This window comes from Streptomyces sp. WMMB 322 (assembly GCF_900090145.1).
Classification (GTDB): domain Bacteria; phylum Actinomycetota; class Actinomycetes; order Streptomycetales; family Streptomycetaceae; genus Streptomyces.
The window spans coordinates 109668-126159 of sequence record NZ_FMHI01000006.1 but is presented as its reverse complement, the minus strand read 5'-3'; the positions used below and the strand labels follow the sequence as shown (position 1 = coordinate 126159).

The following is a 16492-nucleotide window of genomic DNA, read 5'->3' as shown; positions in this document are numbered from 1 at the left end:
GCGGCGGATCCAGGTGGGTCCAGGTGGGTCCAGGTTCCTGACGCGGTGCGCTCGGGAGCTCCCGGTGGCGGTGTCACACCGCCACCGGGCACCCCCTCCCGGCTGGGACCGCCGCGCCGGCACCTTCCCGCCGGGTTCGCCCGGCTCGCCGGTGCGGCGTCGTGCGGCGGGCGTGGCCGGCCCGCCCGGTTCGCCGCGGCGCCGCGCGTGGCGCGGCGTCACCTCATCCGTTGGCGAGTGCCTGCAGCCGGTCCATCGCACCGTTGAACAGGTTGTGGTCACCGACGGTCGGTCCGGTCGAGGTGTACTGCCAGAACGTGTAGTAGCCCCAGCCGTTGGGGAGCGTGCCGGGCGAGGAGGCGTAGCGCGCGATCCACAGCGGGTTGGTGCTGCCGAAGCCGCCGTTGTTGCCGGTGCACTGCGTCCACCAGTCCGTGGTCGTGTAGATCACGGCGTCGCGGCCGGTGCGTGCCTTGTAGGTGTCGGTGAAGTCCCGGATCCAGCTGACCATGGCGCTCTGGCTCAGCCCGTAGCAGGTGGAGCCGTACGGGTTGTACTCGATGTCGAGCACACCGGGCAGCGTCTTGCCGTCCTTGCTCCAGCCGCCGCCGTGGTCCGCGAAGTAGTTGGCCTGTGCGGAGCCGCTGGAGTTGCCGGGCAGCGCGAAGTGGTAGGCGCCGCGGATCATCCCGATGTTGTACGAGCCGTTGTACTGCTGCGCGAAGTAGGGGTTCTGGTACGACGTGCCTTCGGTCGCCTTGACGTAGGCCCACCTGACGCCGCTGTTCCAGAGGGTCGACCAGCTGACGTTGCCCTGATGGCTGCTCACGTCGACGCCGTGGACGGTCGCGTCCAGGGTCCTGGGGGGTGTGCCGTCGGTGGGGTCGCCGCCCTCGTGCATCCGCACGCCCACCCCCATCGAGGCTTCGCCGGGCTTGGGAGGGACGGTGTCGCCGGGGGCCGCGCTCGCCGCACCGGGTGCGGTGACGAGCAGGGCGAGTGCGGATGTGAACAGCGCGGCCGCGTAGAGGATTCCTCGCCTGCGGCGGGCCTTGCGTGGTCCGTGACCTGGCATCGCTGCCTCCGAAACCGTGGGGGGACGGATGTGGGGGTTGGAGCGGGGTGCGGTGCGGGGGGCTGTGCCATGCCCGATCTGGTGTGGGCATGTCATGTCTTTTACGGTACGCGCGTAGACATAGCCGGGGAAGACGGACAGCTCTCCCGTCGGTGGTCCACACCTGCGAAACTCCGCCGGAGCTGGGACGATCGGCGGTCCGCGACGGGAACTTTCCGCGAGAATGACGGAAGAGAGCGCACAGGTGGATGAATCCATGCGGCAGCATGCGCCCGAACTGCTGGATCTGGAACGGGAACTGACGGTGTTCATGCGCCGTGCACGCGCCTTCTCCGGCGAACTGGCCCGCGAGGTCCACCCCGAACTGGAGCCCGCCGCATACGGGTTGTTCGTCCGGCTCGACGAAGGAGGCGCGCAGCGGGCCACCGCCCTCGCCGCCTACTTCGGAGTCGGCAAGGCCACCATCAGCCGGCAGTTGAGGGTGCTGGAGAACCTCGGCCTGATCACCCGGGCCCCCGATCCCGACGACGGACGGGCCTCACTGGTGCACCTGACCCCGCAGGGCCGCGACCGCTTCCGGGCGGTGCGGGAGGCACGGCGGGACGAGTGGGTGCGCAAGCTGGCCACCTGGGACCCCGCAGAGATCGCCGAACTGGCGCGGCTGATGCACCAGCTCAACTCCCTGTCGGACGTGGACTCCTGACCGGCCGGCGGGTCGTCGGACGGGTCGCCTGTGCGCCCGTTCCGAGCTCGGCGAAGACCACCGAGGCGTCGTCGTGCGTCTTCCCGCGCGGGTGCGCCGCGCCGTGCGGATCGGCCCGCTCCGCCTCCCGTACCCGGGCCACCAGCGCCTCGCTGCCCTCCTCGCGTACGAGCCCGAGGAGCGCGGTCCAGTCGCCGAGCCGGAACACCTCGCTCCAGCGCGCGGCGCCGTCGGTGAGCGCGAGCAGTGCCCGTACCTCCGCCCGCGGTGCGCTGCCGGTGACCGCGAGCGAGGCGACGGCGGGGTCGGCGGCGGCGGTGTAGAAACCCTCGCCCCCGGGGGCGTTGCGCAGCGCCTCGACCGCGTTCGCGTACTCGGCCCTCGCCGCGCCGCGCTCGGCGCTGTCCTCCGGCAGTTCACGTACTCGGCGACGCAACGAGCCGATGTGCGGGGGCAGTTGGTGCAGCCGGGAGTCGAGCACGGGAGTCACGGAGCCGTGGGGATGCTCCATGACCAGCACGGAGTCCGAGAGAACCAGGTACTCGACGCTCCGCTCGTCCCATCTGGCCGTGACGACGGTGGCCTGCGGAGTACGCCTGTGAGAAAGGTCACAGGTTGAGGAGTGCTCGGCAGCGGTACGAGAAATGGCCTCCGAGAGGCACCGGCGGAGCGTCAATTCGCGCCTTGAGGTGGCCAGTTCGAGCAGCGCACCGCCGAGCCGGGCCGTGAACCAGGGCACTCCGTGCGTGCATCCGGTCCCGTCCTGCGGGGGCGTCACACCGTCCAGCACCACCAGTGCGCCGCCCTCTCCTGCGGAGGGGAGAGCCGCCGAGGCGTAGTCCTCATTGGGGCGACCGGGATCTCCGGCCTCACCGGTCATGTCGATGCGCATGCGGTTCAGTCTGCACTCGGGCCGTCCCGGAAGAGGATGCGCTCAGTGCGTGTCAAGGCCCTGCGATTCGGAAGGACGTCCAGGTCAGACCTCGCGGCAGGGCGGGAGTTGACCGGAATAGGTGCGTCCGCAAGTATGCGAACGCGCATCCTGCCAGGACCTGAGCGGGAATTCCAACCGGTGCCCGTATCAGGGTGGTTGGGGTGTGCGGGCGGAGTTGTTCGCCGACTCCCGGTTACGGTTCACTCCTTCGGGTGGCCCCGCAGGAGATTGTCACCTCCCCTGTCGTCCGTGCTGAAAGGTCGGATGATGTCCGGTGGATGCAAGGGAAAGGGACGACGGGCTCAAGTCCGCTCCTGCAACACAAGGTTGGACTGCGCCGGGCCGTCCCTGGGGCAGGCCCCGACGAGATTGCGAGCACGGGTGCGGACGAAGCTACTGCGGAAGCCGGACGGAACGGGCGGACTGCGGATCAGGCCCGGAAACCGGACGACGGCACAGGGCGGCCCCTCGCAGGCGCCCGGCCCCCGCCGCGCGCGGGTCCGGAACCGGTTGCTGGTCTCCGTCGCCCTGTGCTCCCTCGCGGTGATCGGAGCAGGCACGCCCGCGGTGCTCACCGCCTACGACGACCTCACCGAGTCCCAGCAGCTGGTGGAACGCGCGGAACTCGACAAGCGTGCCATCGCCCTCGGCCACGCCCTCGCGGACGAACGCGACGGCATGGTCGAGTACGTCGCCGCGGGCCGCACCAGCCGCGACGGCGCGGGAGTCACCGAGGAGCAGCGCCGGCGCGTCGACCGGCAGGTCTCCGAGATCCGGGAGACGGCGCCCGCGTCCGTGCGCAAGGCGCTGGGCAAGCTGTCCGGCATCCGCCAGGAAGCGCAGGCGGGCGACAGCGGCGCTCTCGACATCCACAAGGCCTACACCGGCACCATCAGGACGCTGCAGGACGTCGGCACCGACGTCGCCCGGTCCCTGCCCGCGCGCGCAAACGGGTCGGCAGGCTCCGCCGCCGGCCCCGGCGCGGCCCACGCCCTGCCCGACCTCGGCCATGCCGTCGAACAGGCGTCGGCGGTGCGCGGACTGCTGCGCGGCGCGCTCGCCGCCGGAGGGCCGCAGCGCTCCCTGACCGCCGAGGCACAGCGCGCGGAGGTACGGGAGCAGGCCGCGCTCGAGGACTTCGGGGACGGCGCCGGCAGCCGGGCCCGTGACTCCTTCACGAACACCGTCACCGGCGCCGACGTCACCGTCGCACAGCGGTATTTGGAGCGGCTCACCGACCAGCCGTACCTGACGCCCGGCGACCGCGCGATGAACCACGACCGCATCGACGCCACGCTCTCCGCGCGCATCGACAGCATGCGCGGAGTCCAGTCGTCCTTCGCGGCCGAGCAGTTGAAGCACCTGGAAGGGCTCCGCGACGACGACGTCACCGCGCTGGAGTGGCGCATCGCCCTCGTGGGGGCCTGCCTGCTCCTCGCGGCCGGGATCAGTGTGCAGACGGCGCGCTCCATGGCCCGTCCGCTGTCCGTGCTCAAGCGCGGTTCGCGGAGGCTCGCCGGCAACCCGGTGGGCGAGGAGCCGGTCGTCTTCAACGGCAGGAACGACGAGTTCGCCGAGGTGGTGCGCTCCCTCAACACGCTCCACCAGACCGTCGTCGGCGTGCACGAACGCGCCGCGGAGGCCGAGGCGGACAACAACTACCTGGTGCGCCACAAGGACGCGCTCACCGCCGAACGGGACCGTGTGCGCGGTGAGTACGCCGAGCTGAAGGAGCGCCTCGACGCGATGTCGGGCGCCGTCCACGGCACGTTCGTCAATCTCGCGCTGCGCACCCTGGGTCTCATCGAGCGCCAACTCGGCGTCATCGAGGACCTGGAGGACCGGGAGAGCGACCCGTCCCGGCTGAGCACGCTCTTCAAGCTCGACCACCTGGCCACCCGGATGCGGCGCTACAGCGAGAACCTGCTGCTGCTCGCCGGCGCCGAACACGTCACCGCGCACCACTCGGGTCCCGTGCCGCTGCTGGACGTGCTGCGCGCCGCGATCAGTGAGATCGAGCGGTACGAGCGCGTCGAGCTCGGCACGCTTCCGCCGCACGTGCAGGTCTCCGGGTACGCGGCCGACGACGTCAGCCACCTCATCTCCGAACTCCTCGACAACGCTGCCACCTTCTCCCCGCCGGACGCCCAGGTGCAGCTGTCCGGCTGGCTGCTGGAGAGCGGCGAGGTGATGCTCTCGGTCGAGGACGAGGGCATAGGGGTCACGGGCAGAAGACTCGCCGCGCTCAACGCGAGGCTCAGCGTGCCCGACGGACAGGAGCCCCCCGAGATGGAGGCGGCCGCCTCGCAGACCGGGCACCGCAGCTCCGAGGCCGGCCTCGGCATGGGCCTGTACGTCGTCGCCAGGCTCGCGGCCCGGCACGGGCTGCGCGTGCAGCTGCGTGAGCGCAGGCACGGCGGCGGCATAGCGGCCGTCGTGGCGGTGCCGAGCCAGCTGCTTCCCGCACGGCCGGTCCCCGTCGCGGCCGCCGCAGGCGAAGCGGGGGCGGGACGTGTCCCCGCTGCTCCGGCGTCGGCGTTCCCCGGCTCGGCCGCGGAGGCCAACTCCAATGCGCTGCCCAGCCGTCGAAGCGGCGACGACCCGCTGGTGTCCGCCGCGGAGCGGGCGGTCCGGGAGTCGGGCGCCGTACCGGTGCAGGAGGCCCCGGAACCGCTCGGGCAGAGGCCGGAGTCCGAGGAACACGCGTTGGCGCCGGGAGACGCCGGCACCCGCGCGGGGCACGAGCCGGGCCCCGACGACCCGGAGCCCGCACCGGATGCCGGGCCGCAGGCCGCGCCCCTGGCGGAGACCGCACAGCAGGACGACGCTGCCGGGGCCGGGGCCGGGGCGGTTTCCGGGACCGGTACCGCCTCCGGGACCGGTACCGCCTTCGGGACCGGAACCGGCCCCGAAGCCGGAATCCCGGAACAGCCCAGGATCACCGAAAAGGGACTGCCCAAGCGGACTCCGCATCATGTGGAGGCGCAGAGAGACCCCGTGCAGCCGCGCAAGCAGGGCCCGAACGCCGAGGAGATGCGCCGCCGCCTCGGCGGATTCCAGCGCGGAGCGGAACACGGCCGCCGTGACGCGGCCGCGGAGACCGACGCTGATGGGAATGTCTCTGATCAACCGGGGACGCAGTCCGATAGTGGTACCGCCGAGGAGGCTCGCAGGTGAACGCGTCCACCACGCGCACGACCGGCAGCGCCCAAGCGCGCAATCTGCGCTGGCTGTTGGAGAACCTTGTCGAAGAGGTGCCGGGCGTCCTGTCCGTCGCCGTCGTCTCGTCCGACGGGCTGCTGCTGCTGTCCTCCGACCTCAAGACGGAAGCCGCTGCCGCCGCGGGCTCCGCGTCCGAGGGCGCCGGCGGCCGTACGGACGGTCCGGACGGCAGAGACGTTCCGTCCCGCAAGGGAGGCGTGCGCAGCCCGAAGGGCACGAGCGCCGATCTGGCCACCATCGTCTCCGGCCTGGGCTCCCTGACTCTCGGTGCCGCCAAGCTGATGGACGGCGGGGAGATCAAGCAGACCGTGGTCGCCATGGACGAGGGCTCGCTCTTCGTGATGTCGATCAGCGACGGTTCCCTGCTCGGCGTACACGCCACGCCGGACTGTGACATGAGCGTCATCGCTTACCACATGGCGCTCTTCGTGGGCCGCGCCGGCCATGTCCTCACCCCCGAACTCCGTACCGAACTGCGCTCGTCGATGGAGCTGGACCAGTGACACCTGCTTCTTCCCCGCCCCCCTTGCCCGTTCGACGTGAGAGCGGCAAGTCCAAGAGAGTCCGCCCGTACACCCTCACTGGAGGACGTACCCGGTTCGGCCATGTGCTGCTGGTCGAGACGATCGTCGCGGCGATCGAAGCCCCGGAGGAGCGGCCGGAGTTGACCTCCGGCGGCCTGCGTGACCGGGTCATGCCCGAGATGCGGGCGATCGTCGAACTCTGCCGCCGCATGCGTTCGGTGGCGGAGATCGCAGCACTGTTGAAGATGCCTCTGGGTGTGGTACGGGTTCTGCTCAGCGACCTCGCCGACCAGGGACGGGTGCGCGTTCACGGCACCGGGCACGGCAGCGACCGGCCCGACCGTGCGCTGTTGGAAAGGGTGCTCGGTGGACTTCGCAGGCTCTGAGCCGGTCGTGGAAGAAGTGAGGAATGCGGAAGGTACCGCACCCGGAGTGAAGGACTGGCAGGAGGATCTCTCGCACGCCCCCATATCCACCAAGATCGTGGTGGCGGGCGGCTTCGGCGTCGGCAAGACGACGTTCGTCGGTTCGATCTCCGAGATCGAGCCGCTGACGACCGAGGCGTTGATGACGCAGGCCAGCGAGGACGAGGACGACATCACCTCGACCCCGGAGAAGACCACCACCACGGTGGCCATGGACTTCGGGCGCATCACCCTCGAATCGGACCTGGTGCTCTACCTGTTCGGCACGCCGGGGCAGCAGCGCTTCTGGTTCATGTGGGACGACCTCGTGCGCGGCGCCATCGGTGCCGTCGTGATGGCGGACACGCGCCGCCTGGAGGACTGTTTCCCCGCGCTGGACTATTTCGAGAGCTGCGGGTATCCGTACGTCGTCGCGGTGAACCACTTCGAGGGCACCACCGCGTACGAGGCCGAGGACGTGCGGGAGGCCCTGTCCGTCCCCAAGCACGTGCCAGTTGTGATCATGGATGCGCGTGAGCGGGCCACGGTACTGAAGTCCCTGCTCGCGCTGGTCAGTCACGCACTGGACGTCACGCCCGCCTGATCCGGCGCGGCGCGGAACTGCACTACGTAACGGAGAAGAGAGACCGCCATGCGGAAGATACTCATTGTCGGAGCCGGCCAGGCAGGCCTCCAGCTGGCCCTGGGCCTGCAGGCCCAGGGCTACGAGGTCACCGTTATGTCGAACCGCACGGCGGACGAGATACGCGGCGGACGCGTCATGTCGACGCAGATGCAGTTCCACACAGCGCTGCAGAACGAGCGCGACATCGAGGTCAACTTCTGGGAGAACCAGGCCCCGAAGGTCGAGGGCCTGGGCGTCTCCGTGGCCGACCCGGAGTCCGTGCACGGTCCCGGTGAGACCCAGCGCGCCATCAACTGGCTCGGAATTCTGGACGGTTACGCGCAGTCCGTCGACCAGCGCGTGAAGATGTCCGGCTGGATGGAGACCTTCGCGCAGCGCGGCGGCCAGCTCGTCATCCACGGAGCTGCCGTCTCCGACCTCAACTTCTTCGCGAAGAAGTACGACCTGGTGCTCGTCGCGGCCGGCAAGGGCGAACTGGTCTCGATGTTCGAGCGGGACGCGGAGCGCTCCCCGTACGACACACCACAGCGCGCCCTCGCCGTCAGCTACGTCAACGGACTCGGCCCGCGTCCCGAGCACCCGGACACCGAGGCGGTGCGCTGCAACCTGGTGCCGGGCGTCGGCGAACTGTTCGTCATGCCCTGCCTGACGACGTCCGGCCGCTGCGACATCCTCTTCTGGGAAGGCATCCCCGGCGGGCCCCTCGATGTCTTCCAGGGCATCAAGGACCCGAACGAGCAGCTCGCCAAGACCCTGGAGCTCATGGAGCAGTTCACGCCCTGGGAGTACGCGAGGGCCACGAAGGTCGAGCTGACCGACGCCAACGGCACGCTCTCCGGGCGGTACGCGCCGACGGTGCGCAAGCCGGTGGGGCGGCTGCCGGACGGCGGCGCCGTGCTGGGCGTCGCGGACGTCGTCGTCGCCAACGACCCGATCACGGGCCAGGGTTCGAACTCCGCCTCCAAGTGCGCTGCCGCCTATCTCGCGTCCATCCTGGAGCGCGGCGACAAGCCCTTCGACGAGGAGTGGATGCAGCAGACGTTCGACCGCTTCTGGGCCGACGTCCAGCACACCACCAAGTGGACGAACGCGATGCTGGCCCCGCCGCCCGAGCACGTGCTCAATGTGATCGGCGCGGCCGGGCAGCTCCAGCCCGTCGCCGACCGGTTCGCCAACGGCTTCAACAACCCGGCGGACTTCGAGGAGTACCTCTACGACCCGGCGAAGGCCGAGGCCTACCTGGGCAGCGTCGCGGGAGGCTGACGCCCGCGCGTGCCCCGGCCCGGGCCCGCGGTCCCGGTTCGCTCGTCGCGGCCCGGGAGCACCGCCCCTGGCACGGTCCGGCCGCCGCGCCGGCCATCCGGCGCGGCGGCCCGTCACGGGCGGGGAAGGGGAACCCGCCCGCGGTCGGTGGACGCCGGTGCCGCCCGGCTCGAGTGCCCTCAGCGCAGCGGCGTCTGCGTGCGGCCATGGTCGGACGGCGGACGCTTCCCCGCGTCGGGCCGCACCGCGCCCCGCACGGACGGGATGGCGCCGACCGGGGAGAGCCGGATCTGCGAACCCGGCCGCGGCGCGTGCACGACCTTGCCGCGTCCGGCATACATGGCGACGTGCGAGGCGCTCTTGTAGTAGACGACGAGGTCGCCCGGGCGCAGCTTGTTCAGCGGCACGTGCCGCAGCCTCCGCCACTGGCCCTGGCTGGTGCGCGGAATGGAGCGGCCGGCCTGGCCCCACGCCTTCGAGGTGAGCCCCGAGCAGTCGTACGCCGCCGGACCCGCGGCCCCGGACCGGTAGGGCTTGCCGATCTGCCGCAGCGCGAACCGCACCGCTTCCGCTCCGGTGCGTGAGGGTCGGCTCTGCACCTTCGGGCCCTGCAGTCCCCTATAGGACATCAACGTGCGCTGGGTGTTTGCCTGTTGCGAGTTCTCCAGGGCGCGCAGCCGCGTCAGCCGGTCGTCGGAGAGGGAGGCCAGGGTGCGTTCGACCCGGCGCAGCCGCGTGCGCACGGTATCCCGCTGCTTCTCCTTGCGGTCCGCGAGCCGCTGCTGCTTCGCCAGCGCCTTGCGTGCGCGTGCCGTGAGCTGACGCTGCCTCTTCTCGCCCGCTCGGAGCCGCTGCACGGTCAGAGCCTGGCGGCCCGCCGCACGGGTGAGCAGGTGCAGTCCGTCCATGGGGGCCCGCGGGTTCTCGGCCAGCAGCAGCTGCACGACCGGCGGAAGCCCGACGTCGCCGCGCCGGTACTGCTGACGGGCGAGGCGTCCGGCCTCCCGGCGTGACTCGGCGAGTGCCGCACGCACCGAAGAGAGCGCCTTCTCCGCGTCGTCCGTGCGCTTGCGCTGCCGCTTCAGCTTCTCGGCGGTCCGGTTGTACGCGTCCGAGGCCGACTCGGTCTTCTCGTACATCTGCCGCAGCTCGCGCAGCAGCTCGCTGACGGGCCTGTCGCCCGGGTCGGCCGCCGCCGGAAGGGGCTGGAGGGCGAGCGCTGCCGCCACCACCGTGACCAGTGCCCCGGCCGTGACGGAATGTGCTGCTCGTAGATGCGACACCTGCTCGCCTCCGATCCGACTCGCTACCCGAGCGATCGTGCACGGCGGCGCTTGTTACCGGCGGGGTTCCCCCGCTCCCGTCCCGGGCCGCTCACCCGAAGGGTGCCCGGGGCGTCGCCCGTGCGGCGGCGCGCAGTACGGGGCGCGGCCGGAGCTGCGTCAACGGCCGAAGAGACGTCGTCCCGTCAGGCGGCGGGCCGCTTCGGTCGCGTGCCCGATCTCGTGCACGAACGACTCGGGCAGCCAGTCCGTGGCGGGAAGTTCGGCCGTGTCGGCGAGGTCGAGTGCGTGCGTGAGGACGCTGGGGGGCGGACGGGACTCCGGGGTCTTGTGCAGGCATGCGAAGAGCGCGGGGCACAGCCCGTCCGGAACGCCCGTCAGGTCCGGGTCCTCGCGTGCCATGGGCAGCATGTTCCCGGCGAAGGGCTGATGGGCGCTGGCGGCGTAGACGAGGGTCGCACCCAGGTCGAAGACGTCGTCGGCCATTTCGTCGGTGGCCGGCCCGCTCATGTTGCCCAGCGCCAGGCCGTAGTCGACGACGCGGGGCGAGTCGAGGGCGAGCAGCACGTTGTGGGGGCCCAGGTCGCGGTGCGTTATGCGGGCCGCGTGAAGGGCCGTCAAAGACCGCGCGAGCGCGCCGCCCAGAGCGCGCACCGACGACTCCGGCATGGGGCCGTACTTCGAGATCAGGGCTTCGAGGGAGACGCCGGGCACGAAGGCGTTGGCTATCCAGGGCTGGGCGCCGTCGAGTTCGCAGCCCGCCGCGTCGGCGACGTACTCGCTGCGCACGCCGCTCGCAGCCGCCTCCATCTCCTGCCGCAGGCGTGCGCGCAGCGGCCGGTCGCGGAGCAGGTACGGGCGCAGGGCGCGCACGGCGACGAGCTGCTTGCGCGCGCCCCGCCGCGGTGCCCCCCGACCGAGGTAGACGGTGCCCATACGGCCGTCGCCGAGTACGCCGTGAAGGCGGTACGGGCCCACCTGCCGGGGGTCTGTGCTACCGAGGCCAGCCATCCCTTGGATCACGCTCGGCAGCCTAGGCGCACAGAGTGTGCAAGGGGACGGGGCGAACAGAACCGTCGCAGTTCTTCGCAAACTTCACGTCAGGCTCAGAAAACGTCACGGATGTGCTAGGGGTATCCCGCGCCCCGTGCCGCCGGCGTCCCGGGGTGCGGCACGGCCGGATGCCGTGTGCGGTCCGTGCGGGGCCGGGGCTCAGCCGCGGCTCCAGGGCCAGCGGAGCCTTCCGCGAGGGCGTCCCTCCGGCTCGTACACGTAGCGCCAGCCGCGGGGGATGCCGAGCCGGCGTGTGAAGGCGGCGGGTTCCAGCCGGTAGACGTGAACCACCGTGGGGCCGTCGTCCTCCGCGGGCGGGACGGGGACCTCGTAGCTCTTCGGCGGACGGCCGTTGGCCCCGGTGAGCACGGGCAGCACGCGGCCGTCCAGCGGCCCCCCGACGAAGACGCTCTCCTCACTGCGCATGCCCTGCTCCCGCCTCCGTCTTCCGGTTCAGCCGCACTCGTCCGAGGCGCAGCCCGCGAGGGAGCGCGGGCCCGGGCCTTCCTCGCCGAGCTTGTCGTACGGATTGGCCAGCGCGCAGTGCTCCAGGGAGAGGCAGCCGCAGCCGATGCACTCGGTGAGGTGGTCCCGCAGCTGCGTCATCAGTTTGATGCGCTGGTTGAGGTCCTCCCGCCAGCACTCCGAGACCCTCGCCCAGTCCTCGCGGGTCGGTGTGCGGTTGTCCGGCAGCAGCGCGAGCGCGTCACGGATGGCCGCGAGCGGCATGCCCAGGCGCTGGGAGGCGCGGATGAAGGCGACCCGGCGCAGGGTGTCACGGCTGTAGCGGCGCTGGTTGCCCGGGGTGCGGCGGCTGTGGATCAGCCCCTCGCGCTCGTAGTAGCGCAGCGCGGAGGTGGCCACTCCGGCGCGTTCGGCGAGTTCGCCGACCGTGGCCTCCTTGGCCTGCCAGGACAGTTGCGTGGACATGGAGCCAGAATAGGCCTTCTTCAAGAATCATTTAAGTTCGGTTCCGGTCGCCCCGTTACCTCCGGTCCGGTCCCTTTCCGGTCCGGTCCCTTTCCGGCCCCGGCCCTTCCGGTTCCGTTGCCGGCCTGTCCGGTTCCCGGGCCGTCCGGTCCCGCTCCGGTCAGCAGCTGCCGGGTACGTCCAGGAGATGGCCCTTGTCGCCGACGACGGGCAGCATCCGCCGGGCCAGTTCGCCGACCGGGCCGTCGCCCTCCTCCAGGTCCAGGGCGTGCCGGACGATGCGGGCGGTCTCCGTGTCCCTCGTGGCGGACGCCATCAGCAGCGCCACGAAGTGGTCCAGCAGCCAGTCGCGAAGTTCCGAGACCGGCGGCTGCTTGCCCTGGTCCAGCCACATCAGGGAGGCGGCCTCGACCACCGTTATCCACGTGCTGACCGTCATGCGCAGCCGGGGCCCCGCTTCCCTGCCTCCGGGCTCGTAGCCGAGGTGGAAGAGGATCTGGTCGGCGGCCGTGCGGCGCACCTCGTCGACGATCGCGTGCGTGCGCGAGGTCTGTACGACGCTGCCGCCCTGGAGCAGCGCCATGAAACCGGCGTCGTGCTCGTCGACGAATGCGAGGTAGCGCTCCAGCGCCCGCACGAGCCGCTGCGTGAGCGGCCCGGTCTGTGCCTCGGCGAAGCACTGCTCCAGCTCGTCGGCCGCGGTGCGCAGCGCCGCCTCGTACAGCTGCTGCTTGCCGCCCGGGAAGTAGCGGTAGACGAGCGGGCGCGAGACGCCGGCGGTGGCCGCCACGTCGTCGAGGGAGACGTCCTCGGGCGGATTGTGGGCGAAGAGGCCGAGCGCGGTGCCGATCAGCTGCGTACGCCGTTCGTCCACGCTCAGCCTGCGATACGCCGGTGCCGTGCCGCTGCTGCTCATCCCATGAGCGTAACCGGGACGCCTCCCGGCCGGTCCCTACCGGGCCAGGAGACCCGAGCTGACCCACAGCTTGCGGCCCACTCCGCGCATGACGCCGATCTCGTCCAGGAAGTCGGTGAGCCGCCTGGCGCCGGTCTGCATCACCTCGCGGCGGTGGCCGCTGGCCTTTACCTGGGCCATCGCCTCGCGCTTGTCAAGGCCGACGTTCGTGTAGACCTCGGGGTTGATGAAGGAGATCGAGAAGACGCGGGCCGCCTCGCCCGAGCTGATGCGGGTGAACTCCGCCTCCCAGCGCGGGCAGCTGACCATCTGGCGGCGCAGCTCCTCGCGGGCGTACCGCACGTGCCGCGCCTCCTCGACGACGTGGATGCGGGTGACACCGCGCACCAGCGGCTGTATCCGCTCGTCGGGGAAGGTCAGCCGCTGCATCCAGTCGAGGATCTCCTCGCCGAGGAGCGTGGCGGTGAACGACCCGGGCGTCGTGGAGACGGACTTGAGCAGCCGCGCCAGGTTGTGATGCAGGCGGGAGACGCGGTACGCGGGCACTCCGCTCTTGGTGATCATCCGCGCGAACATCTTCGAGTGCCGGCACTCGTCCTCGATCTCGGTGAGGGCGTAGCGCACATGGCTGCTGGTGAGCGGCTTGTCGTAGATGTGGCGTACCAGCAGCTGCATGAGGATGACTTCGAACCAGATGCCGAGGGAGGCGAGCGAGCCGGCTTCGTGGCGGGCGAGGTCGAGGCGCTGCTCCTCGGACATCCGCTTCCACAGAGGGGTGTCGTAGAGCGAGACGAGCTCCGGCGGCCAGAACCACTTGCCCTCCTCGAAGGGAGCGTCCCAGTCCAGCTCCTCGTCCGGGTCGAACGAGTGCTTCTTGGAGGAGTCCAGCAGGCGCTCGGCGACCTGCTCGCGGTCCTTGAGCAGGCCGAGGGCGTCCCGGAGCGGCTGGATCCCGGTCTTGTCGTCGGTGGCCGTGTCGGGGGTGATCGTCATGCTGGGCACCTCTTCGTGAGTTACCGAAGGTTACTTCCCCTGGATCCCCGGCTCCGGGGAGACCGCAAGGTCGTCAGCGTCTTATGAGACTGCGTGTCAGCAAGCGAGTCAATCCCCGCGACACACATTGCGCAGGATTTGTTGACCCCGCGGTAACAGCCGTGTGAGCCTGCCAACTGCCTGCCAATGGGCCCTGATTGGCCCGGGCGGGAACCCAGCATCCCGGAGTCAGGAGGCGTCCATGACCACGCACGACCTCTACGTCAACAGCCCGGGAGCCGGGGAGTGGGAGGTGCCGGCCTCGGGGGCCGCCCGCTTCAGCTGGGACTACGACGACGGCCGCGACCGTCTCCTCGCCCTCTACCAGAAGGGCAAGGACAAGCAGTGGGACGGGCAGCTGCGCATCGACTGGGACCTCGAGGTCGACCCCAAGGACCCCCTCGGCACCCCCGACGAGGCCATGTCGCTCTACGGCACGTCCTACTGGGACAAGATGAACGAGGCCGAACGGGCAGACCTGCGGCAGCACTACGCCTCCTGGCAGTTCAGCCAGTTCCTGCACGGTGAACAGGGTGCGATGGTCTGCGCGGCGCGGATCGTGGAGTCCGTCCCCGACCTGGACGCGAAGTTCTACTCCGCGACCCAGACCATGGACGAGGCCCGGCACGCCGAGATCTACGGGCGCTTCCTGCACGAGAAGGTCGGGATGGTCTACCCGATCAACGACAACCTCCAGTCGCTGCTCGGGGACACCCTCAGCGACTCCCGCTGGGACATGCCCTACCTGGGGATGCAGGTGCTCATCGAAGGGCTGGCGCTCGCCGCCTTCGGCATGATCCGCGACACCACGAACAAGCCGCTGCCCAAGCAGATCCTCGCCTACGTCATGCAGGACGAGGCCCGGCACGTCGCCTTCGGCCGCATGGCGCTGCGCGACTACTACAAGCAGCTGACTCAGGCCGAGCTGCGGGAGCGCGAGGACTTCGTCATCGAGGGCTGCTACCTCATGCGGGACCGCCTCAAGGGCGTCGAGGTGCTGGAGAACTTCGGGGTCCCGAAGGCGGAGGCGGAGACCTTCAGCGAGCAGTCGGACTTCCTGAAGCTCTTCCGGCAGCTGCTCTTCAGCCGCATCGTGCCGTGCGTGCGCGACATCGGGCTGTGGGGCGAGCGGCTCCAGCGCGCGTACCTCGACATGGGCGTCTTCGAGATGGGCAACCAGAACCTGGATCTGCTGATGGCGCAGGACGAGGAGATCGCCGAGAAGCTGGACGCGGAACGGTTCGCCGCGGAGGAAGCGGAGAGGACTGCGGAGGTCGCCGACGCGATCGCGGAGGGTGAGCGCGAGGAAGCGGAGGCCGACTCCGGGCGCTGACGCCGGACGGCTGGGACTTCTGGCCCCGGGTGTGCTGCTGCACGCCCGGGGCCTTCGTGCGTCCCCGGACGGGCTCGGGTGAAACACGGCGTACGTGTGGCACATGAGACGGCATCGACGTAGTTTGAAGGAGATCGGGAGTATTGGACGGTGTCATTACTCTTAAGGTGTTTTGACCCCTTTTGTGCTTCGGCCAGTAGGCACAGCTGCGGGAAGGCGGTCGGCGCCGCCGCGCGCCTGACCGCTGTGCCATCTCCCGCGGTGACGCGCTACCCGAGTTCACCGAGCACCGGGAGGCATCAGGTCATGTCAGCAGTCCGTTTCCGTGCGAAGCACGCACGTCACCCGCATGACGATGCACCCGACACCGCGGCCCACTTCGAGCGCATCACGTCGCTGCCGGACGGGCCGGAGAAGGAGGAGCTGCGCCAGGAGGTCGTGCGGGCCTGGATGCCGATGGCCGACCGCCTCGCCCAGCGCTTCCGCAACCGGGGCGAGAACCTCGAGGACCTGCAGCAGGTCGCCGCGCTGGGGCTGGTCAAGGCCGTCGCGCGCTACGACCCGGCCCGGGGGTGCGCCTTCGAGAGCTTCGCGGTGCCGACGATCGTCGGAGAGATCAAGCGGCACTTCCGCGACTACATGTGGGATCTGCACGTGCCGCGACGCGTGCAGGAGCTGCGCAACCGCGTACGCGCCAGCTGCCGTGAACTGGGCGTCACGCTCGATGACCGCTCGCCCACCGTGGCGCAGATCGCCGAGCACAGCGGCCTCAGCCAGGAGGACGTCGTCATCGGCATGGAGGCGCTGGAGAGCTACAGTGCGCTCTCGCTCGACGCCGAGCTGTCCAAGAACGAGGACGGCTACTCCCTGCTCGACACCCTCGGCGCCACCGAGCCGGGCTTCGAGCGCGTCACCTACCGCGAGGCGGTCAAGCCGCAGCTGCGCAACCTGCCGGAGCGGGAGCGCTACATCCTCTACCTGCGCTTCTTCTGCGACATGACGCAGAGCAGCATCGCCGAGCAGCTCGGGATCTCCCAGATGCACGTCTCGCGGCTCATCAGCCGTACGTGTGAGCGCCTGCACCGGGAGGTCGAGGCGGAGGTGGCGGCGCGCGCTCACGAGCCCTCCCCGGCGCGGGCCGCGATGACGGTCTGACCGCCGGTCCGACCGCCGC

16 protein-coding genes are annotated in these 16492 nt (G+C 70.5%); 8 read left to right on the top strand and 8 right to left on the bottom strand.

The features are described from left to right. Window positions 1–223 precede the first annotated feature (223 nt). The gene (locus tag H180DRAFT_RS12300) at window positions 224–1075 is read right to left on the bottom strand and encodes a lysozyme (protein WP_055486072.1); all 852 of its coding nucleotides are present in this window, start codon (window positions 1073–1075) and stop codon (window positions 224–226) included. A gap of 223 nt (window positions 1076–1298) precedes the next feature. Between H180DRAFT_RS12300 and H180DRAFT_RS12295 the strand changes: the two genes are divergently transcribed. Then, window positions 1299–1778 (top strand): MarR family winged helix-turn-helix transcriptional regulator, encoded by a 480-nt coding sequence (locus tag H180DRAFT_RS12295; protein ID WP_055486071.1) that lies wholly within the window; start codon window positions 1299–1301, stop codon window positions 1776–1778. Here H180DRAFT_RS12295 and H180DRAFT_RS12290 read toward each other — a convergent pair. Then, window positions 1750–2670, bottom strand: coding sequence for a protein phosphatase 2C domain-containing protein (locus H180DRAFT_RS12290; RefSeq protein ID WP_055486070.1), 921 nt, complete (start codon window positions 2668–2670; stop codon window positions 1750–1752). The two genes, H180DRAFT_RS12295 and H180DRAFT_RS12290, sit on opposite strands and share 29 nt — an antisense overlap. Before the next feature lie 423 nt (window positions 2671–3093). On the opposite strand from H180DRAFT_RS12290, the gene H180DRAFT_RS12285 reads away from it, so the two are divergent. From H180DRAFT_RS12285 to H180DRAFT_RS12265, 5 genes are read left to right on the top strand one after another with little or no spacing between them, the layout of a single operon-like run. Next, on the top strand, window positions 3094–5889 hold the full coding sequence (locus H180DRAFT_RS12285; RefSeq protein WP_055486069.1) for a sensor histidine kinase: 2796 nt from the start codon (window positions 3094–3096) through the stop codon (window positions 5887–5889). After that, window positions 5886–6437, top strand: a complete 552-nt coding sequence (locus H180DRAFT_RS12280) for a roadblock/LC7 domain-containing protein (protein ID WP_055486068.1) — start codon at window positions 5886–5888, stop codon at window positions 6435–6437. The genes H180DRAFT_RS12285 and H180DRAFT_RS12280 overlap by 4 nt, the downstream gene beginning before the upstream one ends. Beyond that, complete coding sequence (locus H180DRAFT_RS12275) at window positions 6434–6844, top strand: DUF742 domain-containing protein (RefSeq protein ID WP_055486067.1); 411 nt, start codon at window positions 6434–6436, stop codon at window positions 6842–6844. Before H180DRAFT_RS12280 ends, H180DRAFT_RS12275 begins: the two co-directional genes overlap by 4 nt. A gap of 16 nt (window positions 6845–6860) precedes the next feature. Continuing rightward, window positions 6861–7466: a GTP-binding protein gene (locus tag H180DRAFT_RS12270; RefSeq protein ID WP_254665997.1), complete on the top strand. Its 606-nt coding sequence runs from the start codon at window positions 6861–6863 to the stop codon at window positions 7464–7466. Window positions 7467–7514: 48 nt separating this feature from the next. After that, a complete protein-coding gene (locus H180DRAFT_RS12265; RefSeq protein ID WP_055486066.1) occupies window positions 7515–8771 on the top strand; it encodes a styrene monooxygenase/indole monooxygenase family protein in 1257 nt (418 codons plus the stop codon). Between the two features lie 179 nt (window positions 8772–8950). On the opposite strand, the gene H180DRAFT_RS12260 is transcribed toward H180DRAFT_RS12265, so the two are convergent. From H180DRAFT_RS12260 to H180DRAFT_RS12235, 6 genes are all read right to left on the bottom strand, one after another. Next, on the bottom strand, window positions 8951–10054 hold the full coding sequence (locus tag H180DRAFT_RS12260; RefSeq protein ID WP_254665996.1) for a C40 family peptidase: 1104 nt from the start codon (window positions 10052–10054) through the stop codon (window positions 8951–8953). A gap of 159 nt (window positions 10055–10213) precedes the next feature. Continuing rightward, window positions 10214–11065: a protein kinase domain-containing protein gene (locus H180DRAFT_RS12255; RefSeq protein ID WP_079100058.1), complete on the bottom strand. Its 852-nt coding sequence runs from the start codon at window positions 11063–11065 to the stop codon at window positions 10214–10216. 201 nt (window positions 11066–11266) lie between these two features. Continuing rightward, complete coding sequence (locus H180DRAFT_RS12250) at window positions 11267–11533, bottom strand: hypothetical protein (protein WP_055486063.1); 267 nt, start codon at window positions 11531–11533, stop codon at window positions 11267–11269. A gap of 27 nt (window positions 11534–11560) precedes the next feature. Further along, the gene (soxR, locus tag H180DRAFT_RS12245) at window positions 11561–12037 is read right to left on the bottom strand and encodes a redox-sensitive transcriptional activator SoxR (RefSeq protein WP_055486062.1); all 477 of its coding nucleotides are present in this window, start codon (window positions 12035–12037) and stop codon (window positions 11561–11563) included. Between the two features lie 160 nt (window positions 12038–12197). Beyond that, window positions 12198–12953, bottom strand: coding sequence for a TetR/AcrR family transcriptional regulator (locus H180DRAFT_RS12240; protein WP_055486061.1), 756 nt, complete (start codon window positions 12951–12953; stop codon window positions 12198–12200). A gap of 36 nt (window positions 12954–12989) precedes the next feature. Then, window positions 12990–13946, bottom strand: coding sequence for an AurF N-oxygenase family protein (locus tag H180DRAFT_RS12235; protein ID WP_055486060.1), 957 nt, complete (start codon window positions 13944–13946; stop codon window positions 12990–12992). Window positions 13947–14187: 241 nt separating this feature from the next. Here H180DRAFT_RS12235 and H180DRAFT_RS12230 point away from each other — a divergent pair, with 241 nt between their 5' ends. Beyond that, the gene (locus tag H180DRAFT_RS12230; RefSeq protein ID WP_055486059.1) at window positions 14188–15318 is read left to right on the top strand and encodes a ferritin-like domain-containing protein; all 1131 of its coding nucleotides are present in this window, start codon (window positions 14188–14190) and stop codon (window positions 15316–15318) included. A 306-nt stretch (window positions 15319–15624) separates the two neighbouring features. After that, on the top strand, window positions 15625–16473 hold the full coding sequence (locus H180DRAFT_RS12225; RefSeq protein ID WP_055486058.1) for a SigB/SigF/SigG family RNA polymerase sigma factor: 849 nt from the start codon (window positions 15625–15627) through the stop codon (window positions 16471–16473). Window positions 16474–16492: the final 19 nt, after the last annotated feature.